This is a genomic window from Runella rosea (assembly GCF_003325355.1).
GTDB lineage: Bacteria > Bacteroidota > Bacteroidia > Cytophagales > Spirosomataceae > Runella > Runella rosea.
The window spans coordinates 4,784,573-4,804,434 of record NZ_CP030850.1 but is presented as its reverse complement, the minus strand read 5'-3'; the positions used below and the strand labels follow the sequence as shown (position 1 = coordinate 4,804,434).

The window sequence follows — 19,862 nt, the reverse complement described above, 5'->3', positions numbered from 1 at the left end:
GACGTTGGTGAAAAAACACCAACGTCTTCTGATTAGGATTACCGCTCAGATTTTAATAAAAACACACCTGCCCCCAACGCCAACACTGCCAAACCCAATTGGATATAAGCTGAAGCTTGGCCGCTTTCATTGTCTGCGTCAATTTTTAAGCCCAGTACTTTCACCGATGCCGAGCTTTTCTGAAATTTCTGAACACCATTGTATCCCAATACAATGGCAAGGACAATAAGAACGATTCCGACAATTTTCTTCATAGTTGATAGTAGTTTAAAGTAGTGTTTTATACTCCTGTCTTTGTCTAAAGAAGTATGCCAGAGAAAACGCTCATAGCTCTTTTTATCTCTTCAAAAACCGCAACCGCTTCCCGACCTGCTTTATCCATTCCCGCGCCATGAGTTCATGCGCGAAGACCGTGGGGTGAACACCGTCCCAAATCCAGTATTCAATGGGAGCTTTTTGGATGGCTTTGTCAAAAACGGCGGGGTAATCTATCAAAACGGCATCAAATTCGCTGGCCAATTTTTGTACTACGGCTTGGCGCTTGCTGGTATCGTCTCGCCATTGTTCCCAATGTTCGATGCGTTTACCTACGGGATACACGAAAGGAATTCCTAACACAAACAAAATCTCAGGATTGGCGCGTCGGCAGTCAGTTAGAAGACTGCGGTAAATACTTTCAAACTCTTCGGCGGTGGTGGCTTCTGCGGGTTTGTTAATGGTTGCACCCGTATCGTTGATACCAACCAAAATACTCAATACGTCGGGTTTAAGGTTAAGCGTGTCGGTTTCCCAGCGTTTCTGCAAATCCGTGATTTTGTTGGCGCTGATGCCACGGTTGTAAAATGTAAAACGTGCTTCGGGAAAATCTGCCCCGATTCGGCTCGCCACCGAATACGCGTACCCATGCCCCATGATGTGGTTGGGGTCGAGGTTTCGGCCACGATTACCGTCGGTGATAGAATCGCCCTGGAATAAAAACGTGAGGGGTTTTTGGGGTTTGGGAGAACTTGAGAAACCCGCTCCTAATCCCGCCCAAGCAGAAGATTGCAGAAATTTACGTCTTTTCATTATCCTTCATCCCCGCTAATTAAACTCTTTTGCTTCTTGGCACCAGCGGCTTGGTTGAGGCGGTACATCACCGTGAGGTTGATCTGACGGGCACGCATTCCAGCCGTTCCATAGGTATAGAAATTGGGTCCTTCAAACGTAGAACGCATGTAGCGGGAATTGAACACGTCGATGACGTTGAAGGTGAGCGTTCCTTTGCCTTTCAGGATTTCTTTACTGAAGGCCAAATCCACAAATGCACGGGCTTTGCGGCTTCCTTGTGGGAGTTGCTGCGGCGCTTCGTAGTTGGCGCGGAGTTGCAAGTCGGTTTTGGGGGCTAAGGTAAAGCGGGAGGTTTGACGCGCAAACCAACTGTAAGTATCGGCTTTGAAGGAAGCGTCCAAGTTTTGTCCGTCGGTAATGGCACGGAAAAAGTTGAAGTTAAAATCCAGTTTCCACCATTTTACAGGCGTGTAGGTACTGGTAAATTCGGCCCCAAAGGCATCTTCAGTGGCTAAGTTTTCGGGACGTGTATTGGAAAAACCTTGTGCATCAACACGACGGATGCGCAATACTTTTCCGGTAGTATGACGATAATAGATGGACGACGTAAACGAGCCTTTTTCGAAATAATTGATGTGTCCAAAATCATACGAATTGGTAAACTCAGGATTCAAATCAGGGTTTCCCGAGAAAAAGTTACGCTGGTCGGAGAAGGTCACATACGGGCTCAAATCATTGTAGGTCGGGCGACGCACGCGGCGGCTATAACTTACCTGCAAGGCATTATCTTTGTTGAGGCTATACGTTGCGTGGGCGCTGGGAAACAGATTTGCATAATTGCGCGGATTGGTTTCATTGGTTTCACGCAGAATGGTCGTGATGTCAGTTACCTCGGCGCGTAAGCCCGCTTGGTAGCTTATTTTCCCCGTTTTATTCCCAATGATTCCATACCCTCCGTAGATGTTTTCTTTGTAGATAAAATAGTTATCCAGTCCTGGAAGTGTCTCAAACACGCCTTGGTCATTGCGCTGGGTCACGATATAATCATTGACCATATCCCTAAAACTGGTACGAACGCCAGTTTCAAACTTTCCTTCTTTTCCAACGGGGTGAATATAATCCAACTGCACCAAAAACTGGTTTTCGTATTCGTCATTCAACGACTTCTGGAGCAGATTTCCTGCCTTATTGGGTGAGCCGTTGGCAAACACGCTGCTTTGCGTAAAAGTCTGGTCGGAGCGCTCCCAGTAGGTCAGGTAGCGCACGTCGGCCGTCAGTTCCTGCCCTTTTTTGTTGTACGTTTTCTTGTAAGTAAGCGCATATTCTGAATAAGGTTCTGCTTCCGTTTCCCGCTGTTGGCGGTCGGTAATGGCACTTAGGTTATTAAGGGTATTGATATAATCTTTATATTGATTATCGGTAATTCGAAGCACATCAGTGCGACGAAACTGGTACGAAGCAGTCAGAATGTTTTTCTCATCAAAGAAGTAATCCAAGCCCCCGCGAATGGTATTGGCTACGGTTTTGACCTGACTGTTGGTGGTCTGCTGCAACAGCGTTGTGGTGTCTTTTCCGCGAACTTCTTGGTACAATCTTCCCGCGCCAATCGGCACCCGATAGGCAATGCCATAATTGAGGAAGAAATTCAGTTTGTTTTTTCGGTAATTGATATTAGCAGCGATGCCGTAGTTGGGCCGAAAACCCGTTACCACCTCAAACGAGCCATTGAAGCCCTGTTTGCGTTCTTTTTTCAGTACAATGTTAATAATCCCCGACATGCCCTCGGCTTCGTAGCGGGCCGAAGGGTTGGTAATGATTTCGACGCGCTCGATTTGATTTCCTTGCAATTGCTGCAAGCCTGCTCCCCCCTTAAAACTCACTAATCCAGAAGGTTTTCCATCAATCAAAATTCGTACGCCATCGCTTCCGCGCAGCTTAACATTGCCTTCAGTATCTACCGACACCGACGGTACATTGCTCAAAATATCAATGGCCGTGCCGCCCGCATTGGCAAGGTCTTTTCCGACATTAAATATCTTTTTATCCAAAGAGAGTTCCATCGAGCTCTTCTCTGCCTGAACCACCACTTCATCCAACGTTTGGGAAGCCGCCGCAATTTTCAGAACGCCTAAGTCCTGCGAAGATTGTTCTTTTGAAAGGCTAAAAACCGCCGTTTTAAGGGGTTTATATCCAATAAATTCGACAACAGCATAGTATTCACCAAAGGTTGCATCGACCGTAAATTGTCCTTTTTCATCCGAGATTCCGCCGCCTGCCAAGGTACTATCGGTACTTTTTAGTACCCGAATCGTGGCGTAGGCCAAAGGCACATTGGTTTGAATATCAATGATTTTACCTTTAACAGCGGCTACTTTTTTGCCAGTTTGTGCTTGCAGGCTCAGTGCCGTAAAGATGAAAAAGCTTATAATTCCAAAAGCTTTAAAAAGTAAATGGAGCGGTGTAGTAGTATTCATAACTATATAAAGAAAATGGGTTGCGGGATGTACTCAAATCAGGTAGATTTTCTTTAAATTATCCAAATCCACCTGATTTCTTTTGCCTTCTTATTTTGCGGGAGTAGCCCCCTGTGGGCGACGCATTACGAGACTGTCGGCAGGGTAATTTGCCTTCAGCGAATCCATATTTGCCTCGGCCCAACTGATAAGTGTCTGTTTTTGTGCTTCTGTCAGCTTTGCCCCAGAGTGAAGGCCAAAATAAGTATAGGATGGCAAAGGCATTTCCCCTTCTTTGATCATCTCAATCGTTTCTTCAAACTTATGGTTTTGGTAGGCAATGGGTCGTGAGGTAAAATTAGAAAAGTTCAAATGCCGTTTTCCATCCACAACATGATGATCCAGAAACCACGCCACTGGCTGAATGTTGGAATACCACGGGTATTCAGTTTTGTTGCTGTGGCAATCATCGCAAGCGACTTTCAACGTGCTTTTTACTTCTTCTGGCATCGCATATTTTGTCGAAACATCGTACGTCCGGTCATCAGAAAGATTCTTTTCGGGGTGAAAAAATTGGATTGCCACCAATACCACACCCAAGCCAATCAAGATTTTCTTTATCATAAGTTTAAAGAGGTTAAAAATGAAATAACATTCACCAAATCACAAAGATACCGTTCCCAACCTTCCAGAAAAATGACTTACGTTGCTAATCGGCACTTGCCCAGTTTTCACCGACCGATACCCTGAAAAAGGCATATCAATCCATTCCTTTTTTTTCAATTCACTATTCCGACCAGCATTTTAACCTACCCTTATTACCCAAATGTTTTAACCTCAAAAGCGTTTTCAAACCATCAAAAAAACTGTCAAATCTTTACGTTACTTTGTGACAAAAAACATTCAAAATGAAGCGCCTCCTCTTCTTCCTTTTCAGTCTTACCTCCTACGCCCAACAAGCCGAGCTATGGCTCACCAAAGCCGACCAATCGGTGTTGTTCCAAAAACAAACCGAAAAGTTAGCGTTTGGCCCAATGACGGGCACTTTACCAAGCATTTATGTTGACGATACCAAGCGGTTTCAATCCATGGACGGGTTCGGCTATACACTCACGGGCGGAAGCGCAACCCTCATCAATGGATTAAAACCCTCGGAAAAAGCAGCGTTGCTGAAAGAATTATTTGCCACCGATGCCAACAACATCGGAGTCAGTTACCTGCGCATCAGCGTCGGGGCATCTGATTTGAGCGACCATGTTTTTACGTACAACGACCTTTCTGCGGGCCAAACCGACCCCAAGCTGAGCCGATTTTCGTTGGCGGAAGAACAAAAAGACCTTATTCCCGTCTTGAAACAAATTTTGGCGATTAACCCTAACCTCAAAATTTTGGGTTCACCCTGGACACCGCCGTCGTGGATGAAAACCAACAATAATTCTAAAGGGGGAAGCCTCAAACCTGAGTTTTACGATGCGTATGCGCGTTATTTGGTGAAATACGTGCAGGAAATGAAAAAACAGGGCATCCAAATTGACGCCCTTACGGTACAAAATGAACCCTTGAACCCCGACAATAATCCCAGCTTGCTGATGCCGCAGGATGAGCAGGCAGACTTCATCAAAAAGAGCCTCGGACCTGCCTTCAAAACCGCCAAACTCAGCACAAAAATCATCATCTACGACCACAACGCCGACCGCCCCGACTATCCCATTAGTATCCTCAACGACCCCGATGCGCGCAAGTACATCGACGGCTCGGCTTTTCACCTCTACGGCGGCGGCATTGATGCACTGCGCGATGTTCACGAGGCACACCCCGATAAAAACCTTTATTTTACCGAACAGTGGCTCGGCGCACCCGCCAATTTCGGGGGAGATTTGCAATGGCACGTCAAAAATCTGCTCATTGGCGCACCACGCAATTGGAGCAAAACCGTTTTAGAATGGAATTTGGCCGCCGACCCCAACCAAGGCCCGCACACCGACGGCGGTTGCACGGCCTGCTTGGGTGCCGTTACAATCGGACAAACCATCACCCGAAACCCTGCCTATTATATCATTGCCCACGCGGCTAAATTTGTGCGACCAGGTTCCGTCCGCATTGCCTCCAACGTGACCATGAGTCTACCTAATGTGGCTTTCAAAACGCCCGACGGCCATACGGTAATGATTATACTGAACGAAAGCGACAAGCCAATGACGTTCAATATTCGAGCAAAAAACCGTCAAATCACCCCCACGCTCAGCGGAAAAACCGTCGCCACTTTTATCTGGTAATACCCACAAGGTGGCACTTCCGCGCGGCGGGCTGTTCCGAAGCGCTATCCCATCGGAATTTTACACTACATTCACTTTCCTTTAATAATGTCGGCAGGGAGAATGTTTTCTAAATAGATATTTACTTAATTTTTTTCTTTAGTAGCCATCTTATTTTAAAATATTTTTTGAATAAAAAGATTTTTCAGGCATTTTTACAGAGACTTTCCGCCTGTATACACTATTTTAGTCGTTTAGATAACCTGACCCAATGAAACAACTTGACCGCAGAGTATTTTTAAAAACAACCTCATTGGCAGGCATTGGCACGCTAATTCACGCCAATGCACTTGCCAACGAATTTCCCGTGGTGCGGGTCGCCGCTGGGCAACGTAAATTTAATAGCTCCGTCATTGAGGACACGATAAGCCGCATGAAAGGTGTTATAAAAGACCCAGAATTGGCGTGGCTTTTTGAAAATTGTTTTCCCAACACTTTGGATACGACCGTTCATTTTAAACAAAAAGACGGTCGTCCTGATACATTCGTCATCACAGGCGACATCCACGCCATGTGGCTCCGCGACAGCACCGCGCAAGTGTGGCCGTATTTGCCGTTGGTGACAAAGGACGAGTCACTCAAACAACTCATTGCGGGGGTGGTCAATCGCCAAACGGAGTGTATTTTGATTGACCCTTACGCCAACGCGTTCAACGACGGCCCTGGCCACAGCGAATGGCTCAAAGACCACACCGACATGAAGCCCGAACTTCACGAGCGCAAGTGGGAGCTTGACTCTCTTTGCTACACGGTTCGTTTGGCGTATCATTACTGGAAAACGGCGAAAGATGTCAGCATTTTCGATGAAAAATGGCTAAAAGCAGCCCAACTCATCATCAGCACCTGCCGTGTACAACAACGCTTGAAAGGCCGTGGGCCTTACCGTTTTGGGCGCACCACATCATGGTCAACGGATACAGTACCTGGAAATGGTTACGGCAACAACACCAAACCCAACGGACTCATTCACAGCATCTTTAGACCTTCCGATGATGCTACGCAATATCCTTTTTTGATTCCTTCCAATTTATTTGCCGTCGTTTCTTTCCGTCAAATCGCCGAGATTGCGGAGCAAGTTTATAAGAATCAGGCATTTGCGAATGAGTGCAAAAGCTTTGCCAATGAAGTGGAACAGGCCATCAAGAAATATGCCGTGATTAACCATCCACAATTTGGTCCGATGTACGCCATGGAAGTCGACGGATTCGGCAATTGCCTTTTTCAAGACGACGCCAACGTTCCCAATTTGCTCGGGTTACCGTATTTGGGCGCGGTGAATCCAAACGACAAAATCTACCAAAATACGCGTCGGTTTGTGTTGAGCGAGTCTAATCCTTATTTTTTCAAAGGCAAAGCCGCCGAAGGCATCGGTAGTCCGCATACGTTGGTGAACCAAATTTGGCCCATGAGCATCATCATGCGCGCCATGACGTCTAACAATGACGCCGAAATTCTGGCCCAATTGCGTTTTCTAAAAAATACACACGCCAAAACGGGCTTTATGCACGAGTCGTTTGACAAAGACGATGCGAGTAAATTTACACGCAAATGGTTTGCTTGGGCCAACACACTTTTCGGAGAGTTATTGCTCAAAATTGAACGCGAGCGACCGCATTTATTAAGCAAAATATAACTCACGCAGAGACGCTAAGGCGCAGCGTAAATAAACCAAGATGACTTTTATTGATTATTTCTTCGCATTTGTCATTCGCACCAATATGCCCCTCACATTCTCGAATTTAAAAGACCATTAAAACCAATGAAAAAAAGTTTTTCTTTCTTACTAACGCTGCTGATTACGCATACGCTGGTTGCCCAACAACATTCGGAGCAAAATCACAGCAAATACATGGCCCCTTCTGACCCACAGGTAAAACAAAAACTGAGCCAGTGGCAAAATGTCAAGTTTGGTCTATTGATGCACTGGGGCCTTTACAGCCAATGGGGCATTGTAGAAAGTTGGAGCCTTTGCCCCGAAGATGAAGGTTGGTGCGAACGCAAAGGTCCCTATAAAGACAATTGGTTTGAGTACAAAAAAGCCTACGAAAATCTGCAAAGCACCTTCAATCCCACGCAGTTTGCCCCCGAAAAATGGGCCGCCGCCGCCAAAAATGCCGGAATGAAATACGTTGTATTTACGACCAAACACCACGACGGCTTTTGCATGTTTGACACCAAACAAACCGATTACAAAATCACAAAATCTCCCTTTGGCAGCAATCCCCGCAGCAATATTGCCAAAGAAGTATTCGGCGCTTTTCGCAACGAAGGCTTTATGGTAGGAGCGTATTTCTCCAAACCCGACTGGCACACCAACGACTATTGGTGGTCGTATTTCCCGCCCAAAGACCGCAACCCGTCGTACCATCCTGCCAAATATCCTCAAAAATGGGAAAGCTTCAAGAAATTTACTTATAACCAAATTGAAGAATTGATGAGCGATTATGGCAAAATGGACATCCTCTGGCTCGACGGCGGTTGGGTGCGGCCTTTCAGCAGCATTGATACGACCGTTTCGTGGCAAAAAGCCATTCCTTTCGACCAAGACATCGACATGGCGCGCATTGCCAAAAGAGGCCGTGAACTTCAACCTGGCTTGTTGGTTGTAGACCGAACCGTGTCGGGCGAGTTTGAAAACTACGTGACACCCGAGCACCAAATTCCTGACCATTACATGCCTATTCCGTGGGAAACCTGCATGACGATGGGCGATTCGTGGAGCTACATTCCCAAAGAAAACTTTAAATCAGCGCGTAAATTGATTCATATCTTAGCCGACATTGTTTCTAAAAATGGTAACTTGTTACTCAACATTGCCCCTAGCCCAGACGGAGATTTTCATGCCGAAGCCTATCAACGCTTGGAAGAAATCGGAAAATGGATAAAAGTAAACGGTGAAGCTATTTACGAAACCCGAGGCGACAATGAAGTGGGCAAACAGGGTAAATGGGTCTTTACGCACAAAGGCGCCAACACAACCTACGCGATTTATCTTGCCGATGAAGGCGAGGCTTTGCCAGCGAACATCGAAATTGGAAAGTTAAATTTGGATAAAACCGCCAAAATTTCACTCATAGGGAATCCCGAAAACTTAAAATGGACCATGAAAGAAGGTAAAGTAGCCGTGCAGGTTTCCGAAAAATTGGCGAAGAAAACGCCCAATAGTTATGCTTACGTTTTAAAAATCACAAAGTAAAGTATAGACTTTCTTACGAACACTACCCAACCTACAAACTAACACACATGCAATCAAGAAGACACTTCATCCGTTGGTCGGCGCTTAGCCTGCCGCTGCTTTCATTCAGCAAGGCATTTTCTAAGAAAATCGCCGTGACAAAGCCCATCGTTGTTTCTACATGGGACAGTGGCTTGCCCGTCAACGCCGTGGCTTGGAAAGTATTGAAACAACCCAACGGACGGGCACTGGACGCCGTGGAAGCTGGCGCGCGCTCCATCGAAGATACCATCAATTGCTGCGTAGGTTTGGGCGGCAATCCCGACCGGGAAGGAAAAGTTACCTTGGATGCCTGCATCATGGATGATAAATTCAACTGCGGCTCAGTAATGGCACTCCAGCACATCAAACACCCGATTTCGGTAGCGCGAAAAGTGATGGAAAACACTCCGCACGTCCAGCTCGTAGGCGATGGCGCCCTGCAATTTGCCTTGGAAAGCGGTTTTCAGAAAGAACCCGATAAGCTTTCGGCCGATGCCGAGAAAACTTACAAAGAATGGCTGAAAAAATCTGAATACAAGCCTGTTATCAACATCGAACAGCAACAAAGCAAAGGTCAAAAAACCAAAAGCGGCCCATTTGCCCCCAACTTTTTTGACGACGGCACACCCAACCACGACACCATGGGAACCATCGCCATGGATGCTGCAGGCAATCTTTCGGGGGCGTGTACAACCAGCGGTATGGCCTTCAAAATGCACGGCCGCGTGGGCGACTCCCCTATCATCGGTTCAGGATTGTACGTTGACAATGAAGTGGGTGCCGCCACGGGTTCTGGCCAAGGCGAAGAAGTCATTCGCGTAGCGGGAACGCACCTCATTGTGGAGATGATGCGCATGGGTAAAAGTCCCGAAGAAGCCTGCAAAATTGCCGTGGAGCGCATTGTAAAAATCAACCCGACCAAGGCCAAAGATTTTCAGGTGGGATTCATCGCCATCAATAAGCAAGGCGAATACGGTGCGTACTCTATTCACCACGGCTTCAATTACTCCGTCACGCACGCCGACGACGGTGGTAAGGTATTTATGGCGAAGAGTATTTTTCCGAAAAAGTAGCTATGAGCAGCTATCGGCAGATTTACTATCAAATTGTTTTCGGTACAAAATATCGTCGCCCTACTATTAACGAGGCACATTGTGAAGAAATGTATAAGTACATTTGGGGTGTTGTCAAAAACAACAAATGTAAATTATATCGCATCAACGGTGTCGAAGACCATATTCACATTTTTTGCGATTTACATCCTTCGATAGCCTTAGCTGATTTTGTGAAAGACATCAAAGTGGCAAGCAGTATTTGGATGAAGCAAAGCGGTTTTTTTCCTGATTTTGAAGCTTGGCAGGAAGGCTACGGAGCATTCACTTACTCCATCCGTGAGAAGGATAAAATCATTAATTACGTCAAAAAGCAAAAAGAACATCACAAAAAAGAGACGTTTTATGATGAATACAAACGGCTTCTGATTGAGAATAACATCGAATTTGATGAAAAATACCTGCTTTAGCTTTGTCGGCATCGGTGAGTGCTACTCACCGCCACTCACATTCAAGTCCTTCGGGCTTTTAGAACCCCAACGGGGTTCAATACCAGTAACTACGGGTAACAGTGATTACTACTCGACACCACTTAGCAAGCCCTTCGGGCTTTTAAACCCCCAACAGGGTTCAATACCAGTAACTACGGGTAACAGGGATTACTACTCGACACCACTTAGCAAGCCCTTCGGGCTTTTAGAACCCCAACGGGGTTCAATACCAGTAACTACGGGTGTTACCCGTAGAGCACCGAGTAGCAGGGCAAGGCATAGAATAGTAAGTATGCTGCTAATCCTCCTCGCCCTCACTGCCCGTGCCCAGGACTGGCTCATTACGCCTATTGCCCAAAAGAGCGAAGTGAAGCTCCTGAAAAATGGCCAAATCATTGAAATCAGCAATGGACTCATTGCCCGCCAAATTCAAATTTCACCCAATGCCGCTACCGTCAGTTACAAAAACCTGACGACCAACGAGCAGTTTGTGCGGTCGGTGCGGCCCGAAGCCCGCGTAACGCTCAACGGCAAAACCTACAATGTGGGTGGTCTGTACGGCCAAAAAGAACATGCGTATTTGTTGGAAGAATGGACAAACCAATTAAATAGCAATTCGACTGATTTTCAGTTTATTCGTCACGAAATCGTCGCTATAAAAACCCATTTTGAGTGGAAGCCTACCACCTGGACGGCCAACAAAAACCTTCCGACGGGCAAAGGCGTAATCTTGTACTTTGCCTCGAACAACGCCGAGCTGAAAGGTGTCGAGGTAGCCGTGCATTATGAAATATTTGACGGAATACCCGTATTAGAAAAATGGGTAACGATTGAAAACAAGTCAGGAAACGAGCTAAAAATTAATCAAGTAGTAAACGAAATATTGGCTACGCCCGAAGAAGAATCGGCGGTGGTGGGCAAGCCCGAAAAGATGAAAAAGCCGCATAAGCTCTACATCGAAAATAATTTTGCCTACAACAACGCCATGCGCTACGAGCTGTCGGACCAAGCCACACACTGGAAAATCGACAGCAGCTATACCTCGCAGGTCAACTATTACCTCGAAACTCCCTGCGTGGTGGAAGTGTATCCGATGTTGGGCGTGGGCATCGATTTGGCTGCTAAAGAATCTTACACCTCCATTCGTTCGTACGAATTACTGTTAGACTCCTACGACCGCGAACGCAACGGTTTAGCGCGCCGCAAAATGTACCGCACGCTGTTTCCGTGGACAACTCAAAATCCCATTTTTATGCACCTAATCAGCACAGAGCCAGAAAAGGTCAAAAGCGTGATAGACCAATGTGCCGAAACGGGCTACGAAATGGTCATTTTGAGTTTTGGCAGCGGCCTTAACATGGAAGACGCCTCCGACGCCAACATTCAGAAATTCAAATCCTTAGCCGATTATGCCCACAGCAAAGGCATTAAACTAGGCGGATATTCACTATTTAGCAGCCGCCGAATTGATGACGAAAACGACGTCATTGACCCCGTTACGGGCTTGCCCGATAAAGCCGCTTTCTTTGGCCATGCGCCCTGTTTGGCGAGTAAATGGGGCATCAATTACATAAAAAGTCTGAAAAAATTTATCGCTGAAACAGGCTTTGATTTACTCGAACACGACGGTCCCTACCCTGGCGACGTGTGCGCTTCGACCAAACACCCAGGCCACAAAGGACTGGACGACTCGCAGTGGGTACAAATGTCGATGCAAAAAGAATTGTACCAGTGGCTCAACGGCCGTGGCATATACATCAATGCACCGGATTGGTACTTTCTGGACGGTTCGCACAAAATTGGACTAGGTTATCGTGAGGTCAACTTTTCGTTGTCGCGGGCACAGCAAAAAATCCTCAATCGACAGAATATTTACGACGGGTTGTGGGAAAAAACACCGTCGATGAGTTGGGGATTTGTACCTCTTACCAAGTATCAAGGCGGCACCGCTGACGCCGTCTTGGAGCCGCTGAGTGAGCACCTGACCGACTACAAACAACTCATGATGCAGTACTATGGCGCGGGCGTGCAGGCCTGCTACCGAGGCCCTCGCCTGTACGATACCGACGCCACCAAACAGGTAGTAAAAGAAACCATCGACTGGTATAAAAAATACCGCGACATCCTCAATTCTGACATTCTCCACCTACGCCGCCCTGATGGCCGTGACTGGGACGGCATCATGCACGTAAATCCAGCGTTGAAAGAAAAGGGACTGATGATGGTGTATAATCCCCTAAAAGAGGCCATTACCCGAAAAATAAAACTGCCGCTCTACTACACTGGTTTGAGCAAAGAAGCCATGATTCGCACGCAAGAAGGCAAAGCGGCAAAGTATATATTGGACAGAAATTACAACGCCGAAATCACCGTTACTATTCCTGCCGAAGGCTATACGTGGCTGGTAGTAGAGTGATTTATGCCTCTAATGCAACGAATAGACCCTTTCATGGTGACCTTTACGTTATTTCAATGAAACAACTGCACACATTTCTCCTTTGCCTTTTTTCTACCATCGTTTTGGCCCAGGCCCCCATTGAGCTTAAATGGTGGAAACCCTCCGACAGTCCGTTTGCCGCCATTGATGGACAGGCGTGGTCGGGTGAAATGCGCGATACCATTCAGCGCTTTCCACCAAGGGCCGAAAATATCGTTCGGAAAGCCGTTTGGAATCTTTCGCGCAACAGCGCAGGGCTTTCGATTCGGTTTGTGAGCGATGCCCCGCAGATCATTGTTCGCTATAAAGTGACTGGCAACGCTGCCATGCCGCACATGCCCGCTACGGGCGTCAGCGGGGTAGACTTGTATGGCCTTGATAGCGACGGGAATTGGCATTTGGCAAACGGGAAGTACAGTTTTAAAGATACGGTTCAATACAATTTTGACAAACTCAAACCCAACGACAATTATCATAAATTAGGCCGTGAATACCGCCTGTTTCTTCCGTTGTATAATAGCATCAGAGACCTAGAGATTGGCGTACCAGCTGGCAGTGTTTTTACCGTTTTGCCGCAACGGCTGGAAAAACCCATTGTGGTCTATGGCACTTCCATTGCGCAGGGTGCGTGTGCCTCGCGCCCAGGCATGGCTTGGACTAATATTCTAGCTCGCAAACTCGACCGTACGGTGATTAATCTGGGTTTTTCAGGGAACGGGCGTTTGGAAAAGGAGGTTATTGACCTCATCAACGAAATCGACGCTAGGGTGTTTGTGTTGGATTGTTTACCGAATCTGATTTACCCCATTGTTGAACGTAAAGAGTTACAGAAACGAATCATCGAATCGGTCAAAACCTTGCGAACCAAACACCCCAATACGCCTATTTTACTGACCGAGCACGACGGCTACACCGACAGCTATCTCATGGCGCATCGTCAGCCGCTTTTTGAAGATGCCAATCAAGATTTACGCGAAGCCTTTGCTCAACTGACGAACGAAAAAGTATCCAACATTTACCTCTTGCCCATCTCTGAGATTGGGATTGACCACGAAGGTATGGTAGATGGTACACACCCCAACGATTTGGGAATGATGCGTTATGCCGATGCTTACGAAAAAAAGTTACGTGAAATCTTGCAACAACCCGTAGGCACGCTCAAGACCCAAATTCCCGTACGGCACAACCGAGAGCCGGGCAGCTACAATTGGGAAGAAAGACACAACGCAATCTTGAAACTCAATCAGACTGAGCCGACCAAGGTGTTGATGATTGGCAATTCAATCACCCACAATTGGGGTGGCAAACCCCTCAATAATCGCATCAAAGGGGCTGAAGCTTGGCAAAAGTACCTCGAACCATTTCAGACCCGCAATTTCGGTTTTGGCTGGGACAGGGTTGAAAATGTGCTCTGGCGTGTGTATCACGACGAACTAGACGGAATTTCGCCCGAGAAAATAATCATTAACATCGGTACCAATAACCTCCACCTTAACACCGACGACGAAATCATTCAAGGCCTAAAACTCTTGGTGCAGGCCATTAAAAACCAACAACCCAAAGCTAAAATCACGCTGTTGGGCATTTATCCGCGTCGTGAGCAGGAAAGCCGCGTCATTACGCTGAACCAAGGTATTCAGGCATTGACCAAATCTATCGGCGTTGGTTACGCCGATATTGGCAAACCACTATTACTAAAAACTGGCAAAATTGACGAAAAGATGTTTTCCGACGGCCTGCATCCCAACGCCGCTGGTTACGAACTTTTAGGTAAAGAATTACAATCCATTTTAAAAGCGAATTAACCCTTCAACAAACCATTCCATTATGAAAAAAAATGCTGCTTACGTTGCGGTCTTTCTGTTGACAATTCTCAATTCTTTTGCTCAAACCAAGTCCAAAGAATTTAAAGTAGTGGGCTATTACGTTCCTACCATTCCCGCCGAACAAATCCCGATTGACTTACTGACACACATCAATTTTGCTTTTGCCATTCCCGCCAAAACAGGCGATACGCTGGAGCCACTACGAGACCCAGAACCGCTGAAAAAGTTGGTCAGTTTTGTGCATAAAAACAAGAAACAAGTGTTCATTTCCATCGGTGGCTGGGGCATTGGTGATGGCGGCGGCGATGATACGCGCTTTCACAAAATGGCAGAACGCCCCGAAGGACGACGTACTTTCGTAAAAAATGTAATGAAATTCGTACGCACCTATAACGTCGACGGCGTGGATTTGGACTGGGAATACCCCGACGAAGACAGCCGCTCGGCCGATGATTACGTAGCGTTGGTGAATGAATTAGGTGATTCTCTGCATCTAAAAGGCAAAAAACTGACTGCTGCGGTGATTTCCTACGGCAAAAAAGGCTACGGTATGAAAAAGGAAGCCTTGGACAAAATGGACTGGATCAATCTCATGGCCTACGACGACGATTACGGCCCGAGCTACATCAAAGCCCATTCGCCTTATTCGTTAGCCATCAAAAGTTTAGATTATTGGACTAAAGAGCGGCAAATCCCCGTCCACAAAACCCTTTTAGGCTTGCCTTTTTATTCTAAAAAAGGAATGGGGAACTACGGACCCGATTACAAATCCCTGCTCAAAGACGGCGCTAGTCCGTTGGACGATTATTGGAAAGGAGCTTTCTACAACGGCACGTTGACTATCGAACAAAAAACCCGCATGGCCAAAGAACGCGGTTGCGGTGGCGTCATGATTTGGGAAATTTCCTGCGACACCAACGACGAATATTCTCTTTTAAAAGCCATTAAACGCGGCGCTCAATAGTTTACTCTGTGTCTCTCCGTCTCTCTGTGGTTTAAAAAACCCATAAACTATGAAATCATTCCCGATATTCATCCTCTTACTGTTGTGTTTCTACGAAAGCCATGCCCAAACCAACGACGTTTGGCAGATTACGTATCTAAGAAAAAACAACGGGAAAGTACCCCCCAATCAAGACCCGATTATTGTATTAGCATCGGCCTCTGGGACGAGCGTCTCGTCAGAAAAAACCATCAAAGGCGAGACTAAACCTCCTTTTGAAATCAGCTTTGTAGACCGAACCGACAACAGTCTGTACCAGATTGCATTTTTCGCCAACGGCAAAACCCTCATGACGCAGGACAGCAAAGCATTGGCAGAGCAAAAAATTGAATTACTCTCTGATACTCAAGTAATTTTGGGGTACACCTGCAAAAAAGCCACTACCGTTGTCAACTCCAACCGCATCGACCTTTGGTACACCGAAGAGCTAAAAATAAAAGGCGCGCCTTCGGCATTGGGGCAAAATTTAGGGTTGGTTTTGAAAATGGTGCGCAACGGCAACAGTGAAACCGAAGCCGTGAAGATTGAAAAAAACACCCCTTGGGCGGCCAAAAACCAACTTCCGCAACCCCATCCACAGCGGGTAGATGCCCTCACGTACAAAGATGAACTCTGGAAAAGTCGATTTATTCAGCTACCCGTTTTTAGTCATCAAATCATCAATTTTTCGGATTCGGTTCATGCCGCAAACGAAGTGGTTCGGTTTGCCCACGGTACTGTGATTGCCAAAAAAGTAAAATTCCCCTCGGTTGGGGCCGCCTCAAATGTCTTTCTGGAACTTTCGCAGTACTCCAACGGCGACGCCTACGACCGCACAGGCTCGGTGTTTATGATTCCAACCCAACGTAAAGTATCGTTTTTGGACGCCCTGCAAAAATCGGTAAAGGAATTACCCATTTACGAAAACGGCAATGGTAAACAGTATCAAGGCGTTGTACAAACGCCTGATTATCTGCCTGTATTGGAATTGATGCGGTTTTTTACGCCTTTTGGCGTGCGTCAATACAATTATTTACAACTCAAAAACAAAACTTGGGCTGATTCCACTTATTACCGCCAAGACATCAGCGACTTGCTGCCGGCCTACAACGGCCAGGAAGTGTGGGTTGCGGTTTTTATCGGTAATTACGACAAAGGCGGCCATAAAGTAAGTCTCAATTTTTCTGTTCACCCCAACGAACGCCCCACCGCTAAGCAGCAATCCCGAATCGTGCCGCTTTTTAACACCACTAACGTCATGGAAATGGCGGGACAGGAATACGGAACAATGTTCAACAACGAAAAAGGCTTACAAGTGACCTTCGATGTACCCGAAGGGGCCAAAAACCTAAAACTCCGCTACATTACAACTGGCCACGGTGGCTGGGGCAACGGCGACGAATTTGTACCCAAAGCCAATACAATCTCCGTAGACGGCCGACAGATTTTTACCATCACGCCTTGGCGCGCCGACTGCGGCAGCTACCGGCTGGTCAATCCTGCTTCGGGCAATTTCAACAACGGGCTCTCCTCTTCTGATCTGAGTCGCTCCAACTGGTGCCCAGGCACGGTCACCAACCCAATTTGGATAGAATTGGGCAACCTACCCGCTGGCAAGCATACCCTCCAAGTCCACATACCACAGGGCCTCCCCGAAGGCGGTAGCTTCAGCGCATGGAACGTATCTGGTGCGCTAATGGGCGAATGGTAGGATGGCGTAAAACGGCACGAAGGTAACTTTCCTGCGTACATTTCGTTACCTTCGTGCATTTATTTGCCTCATTTCCCATGCGCATGGTTTCCCCAAACAAGCTTTTACTGCTCACCCCGCCGTTTACCCAACTCAATACTCCCTACCCGGCCACGGCCTACATCAAGGGTTTTTTGAACACGTTGGGTGTGCCATCATGGCAGGCAGATTTGGGCATTGAGGTCATTTTGGCGCTTTTTTCTCCCGACGGACTTACCCAACTCTTTGACGCCCTTGACCGCGCCGAGCATGACATCGAACTGTCGGACAATGCCTTCCGCATCTATAGTCTCCGCGACGAGTACATTACGACCATTGAGCCCGTTATTCTTTTTCTACAGAACAAAAATCCCACACTCGCTCACAGCATTTGTGACCGTACGTACCTTCCCGAAGCCTCCCGCTTCAAAGAAGTAGAGGATCTCGAATGGGCCTTTGGCACCATGGGCACGCAAGACAAAGCCCGTCACTTGGCCACGCTGTATTTGGAAGATTTGGGGGATTTTATTCAGGAAAGCATCGACCCGCATTTTGGTTTTAGCCGCTACGCCGAGCGTTTGGGCCGCACGGCTACACATTTTGATGAAATGCAGGCTTCGCTGCAAGCAACTGATACGCTGATTACTACACTGCTCACTGATTTGCTCGACCAAAAAATCAAGATGTTTGAGCCGACGGTCGTTTGCCTGACCGTGCCCTTTCCAGGCAATCTTTTCGGGGCTTTTAAATGCGGTCAATACCTAAAAAAACACTACCCCGACATCAAAATCGTAATGGGGGGTGGTTTTTGTAACACCGAACTCCGCTCACTGTCAGACCCGCGCGTGTTTGACTACGTCGATTATGTCTGCTTAGACGATGGGGAAGCGCCGCTGCGCTCGCTGCTAGAGTACTTAGAACAAAAACGACCGCTGGAAAAACTCAAGCGTATTTTTTCATTGGTGGATAACCACGTCGTTTTCCACAACGGAGCCTCCGAAAAAGACGTTGCCCAACGCGAAACGGGCACGCCCGATTACACCGATTTGAAGCTGATGGAGTATTTGTCAGTCATTGAGATTGTCAATCCGATGCACCGCCTCTGGAGCGACGGCCGGTGGAACAAACTGACCTTGGCGCACGGTTGTTACTGGGGAAAATGCTCTTTCTGTGATATTTCGCTTGATTATATCAAAAACTACGAGCCGCTCACGGCTTCGCTCATCTGCGACCGCATTGAAGAAATCATCCAGAAAACCAAGCAAAACGGTTTTCATTTTGTGGACGAAGCTGCGCCACCAGCGCTGTTACGAGACGTAGCCATCGAAATCATTCGTCGGAAACTGACCGTCGTTTGGTGGACCAACATTCGTTTTGAGAAGAATTTCACGCACGATTTGTCCATTCTCTTGAAGGCGTCTGGTTGTATTGCCATGTCGGGTGGGTTGGAAGTTGCCTCGGACCGATTGTTGGAAAAAATGAAAAAGGGCGTAACCGTAGGGCAGGTTGCTCGCGTCACCGACGGTTTTACGCAAGCGGGCATCATGGTTCATGCCTATTTGATGTACGGTTTTCCGACCCAAACCACGCAAGAAACCGTTGATTCATTGGAAATGGTGCGGCAATTGTTCCAAAATGGCGTGTTGCAATCGGGCTTTTGGCACCGCTTCGCCATGACCTCACATAGCCCCGTGGGCTTACAACCCGAAGCCTTCGATGTACAACGAATCGGTCCCGACTTCGGCGGTTTTGCCGACAACGACCTCTACCACAACGACCCAACGGGGGCCAATCACGACCTGTTTGGGGAAGGTTTGCGCAAGTCGCTGTTCAATTATATGCACGGCGTAGGGTTTGAGATTCCACTCAATAAGTGGTTTCCGTTCAAAGTGCCTTCCACGACCATTCCTCCCAATTATATTCAAAAGCAAATTACCCAGTACGAAGATTCGATTCGTAAAAATGCCTTTGTAGTTTGGTTGGGAAACCTGCCTTCATTGGCCTATTTTGAGGTAAAACAAGGCAAAAAAACGGTGCAGATGGCCGAACTACATTTTTACCACAAAAAACATGATTTGGTACTTGAAGTACCCGCAGCAATGGGGGATTTTTGGATGGAGATATTCCCAAAAATTGCCATTGCTAATTTCGATAAGCCTTTTTTACATCAACAATTACAAAGCGATTTTGAAACTAAATCCTTTGGAAGTTTTGACGCTTTTTGCAAGACAACAGCCTGGAAGCAATTGCGCGAGAATGGGCTGTTAATTCTATAATTCGTTCTCACTCCTCGCTACTCACTCCTGACTT

At 47.0% G+C, this 19,862-nt stretch carries 14 protein-coding genes; 10 read left to right on the top strand and 4 right to left on the bottom strand.

Annotation, left to right across the window (positions count from 1 at the left end):
- Nucleotides 1-38 precede the first annotated feature (38 nt).
- The 4 genes from DR864_RS19930 to DR864_RS19915 form a co-directional block, all read right to left on the bottom strand.
- Nucleotides 39-254, bottom strand: a complete 216-nt coding sequence (locus DR864_RS19930) for a hypothetical protein (RefSeq protein ID WP_114068618.1) — start codon at nucleotides 252-254, stop codon at nucleotides 39-41.
- Nucleotides 255-336: 82 nt separating this feature from the next.
- Complete coding sequence (locus tag DR864_RS19925; RefSeq protein ID WP_114068617.1) at nucleotides 337-1,068, bottom strand: SGNH/GDSL hydrolase family protein; 732 nt, start codon at nucleotides 1,066-1,068, stop codon at nucleotides 337-339.
- Nucleotides 1,068-3,524 (bottom strand): TonB-dependent receptor, encoded by a 2,457-nt coding sequence (locus DR864_RS19920; RefSeq protein ID WP_114068616.1) that lies wholly within the window; start codon nucleotides 3,522-3,524, stop codon nucleotides 1,068-1,070. The genes DR864_RS19925 and DR864_RS19920 overlap by 1 nt, the downstream gene beginning before the upstream one ends.
- Before the next feature lie 90 nt (nucleotides 3,525-3,614).
- Complete coding sequence (locus tag DR864_RS19915) at nucleotides 3,615-4,127, bottom strand: heme-binding domain-containing protein (protein ID WP_114068615.1); 513 nt, start codon at nucleotides 4,125-4,127, stop codon at nucleotides 3,615-3,617.
- A gap of 284 nt (nucleotides 4,128-4,411) precedes the next feature.
- Between DR864_RS19915 and DR864_RS19910 the strand changes: the two genes are divergently transcribed.
- The 10 genes from DR864_RS19910 to DR864_RS19865 all read left to right on the top strand — a co-directional run bounded on the left by DR864_RS19910 (nucleotide 4,412) and on the right by DR864_RS19865 (nucleotide 19,828).
- Nucleotides 4,412-5,779, top strand: a complete 1,368-nt coding sequence (locus DR864_RS19910) for a glycoside hydrolase family 30 protein (RefSeq protein ID WP_114068614.1) — start codon at nucleotides 4,412-4,414, stop codon at nucleotides 5,777-5,779.
- A gap of 250 nt (nucleotides 5,780-6,029) precedes the next feature.
- Nucleotides 6,030-7,451 (top strand): glycoside hydrolase family 125 protein, encoded by a 1,422-nt coding sequence (locus tag DR864_RS19905; protein ID WP_114068613.1) that lies wholly within the window; start codon nucleotides 6,030-6,032, stop codon nucleotides 7,449-7,451.
- A 126-nt stretch (nucleotides 7,452-7,577) separates the two neighbouring features.
- Nucleotides 7,578-9,014, top strand: coding sequence for an alpha-L-fucosidase (locus DR864_RS19900; protein ID WP_114068612.1), 1,437 nt, complete (start codon nucleotides 7,578-7,580; stop codon nucleotides 9,012-9,014).
- Between the two features lie 47 nt (nucleotides 9,015-9,061).
- Nucleotides 9,062-10,108 (top strand): isoaspartyl peptidase/L-asparaginase family protein, encoded by a 1,047-nt coding sequence (locus DR864_RS19895; protein WP_114068611.1) that lies wholly within the window; start codon nucleotides 9,062-9,064, stop codon nucleotides 10,106-10,108.
- Nucleotides 10,109-10,110: 2 nt separating this feature from the next.
- Nucleotides 10,111-10,557, top strand: coding sequence for an IS200/IS605 family transposase (gene tnpA / locus DR864_RS19890; protein WP_114068610.1), 447 nt, complete (start codon nucleotides 10,111-10,113; stop codon nucleotides 10,555-10,557).
- Between the two features lie 313 nt (nucleotides 10,558-10,870).
- Complete coding sequence (locus DR864_RS19885) at nucleotides 10,871-12,994, top strand: alpha-galactosidase (RefSeq protein WP_114068609.1); 2,124 nt, start codon at nucleotides 10,871-10,873, stop codon at nucleotides 12,992-12,994.
- 56 nt (nucleotides 12,995-13,050) lie between these two features.
- Nucleotides 13,051-14,820, top strand: coding sequence for an SGNH/GDSL hydrolase family protein (locus DR864_RS19880; RefSeq protein WP_114068608.1), 1,770 nt, complete (start codon nucleotides 13,051-13,053; stop codon nucleotides 14,818-14,820).
- A 22-nt stretch (nucleotides 14,821-14,842) separates the two neighbouring features.
- The gene (locus DR864_RS19875; protein WP_114068607.1) at nucleotides 14,843-15,805 is read left to right on the top strand and encodes a glycosyl hydrolase family 18 protein; all 963 of its coding nucleotides are present in this window, start codon (nucleotides 14,843-14,845) and stop codon (nucleotides 15,803-15,805) included.
- A gap of 49 nt (nucleotides 15,806-15,854) precedes the next feature.
- Complete coding sequence (locus DR864_RS19870; protein WP_114068606.1) at nucleotides 15,855-17,534, top strand: PNGase F N-terminal domain-containing protein; 1,680 nt, start codon at nucleotides 15,855-15,857, stop codon at nucleotides 17,532-17,534.
- A gap of 77 nt (nucleotides 17,535-17,611) precedes the next feature.
- Complete coding sequence (locus DR864_RS19865; RefSeq protein WP_114068605.1) at nucleotides 17,612-19,828, top strand: B12-binding domain-containing radical SAM protein; 2,217 nt, start codon at nucleotides 17,612-17,614, stop codon at nucleotides 19,826-19,828.
- The last annotated feature ends 34 nt before the right edge of the window (nucleotides 19,829-19,862 follow it).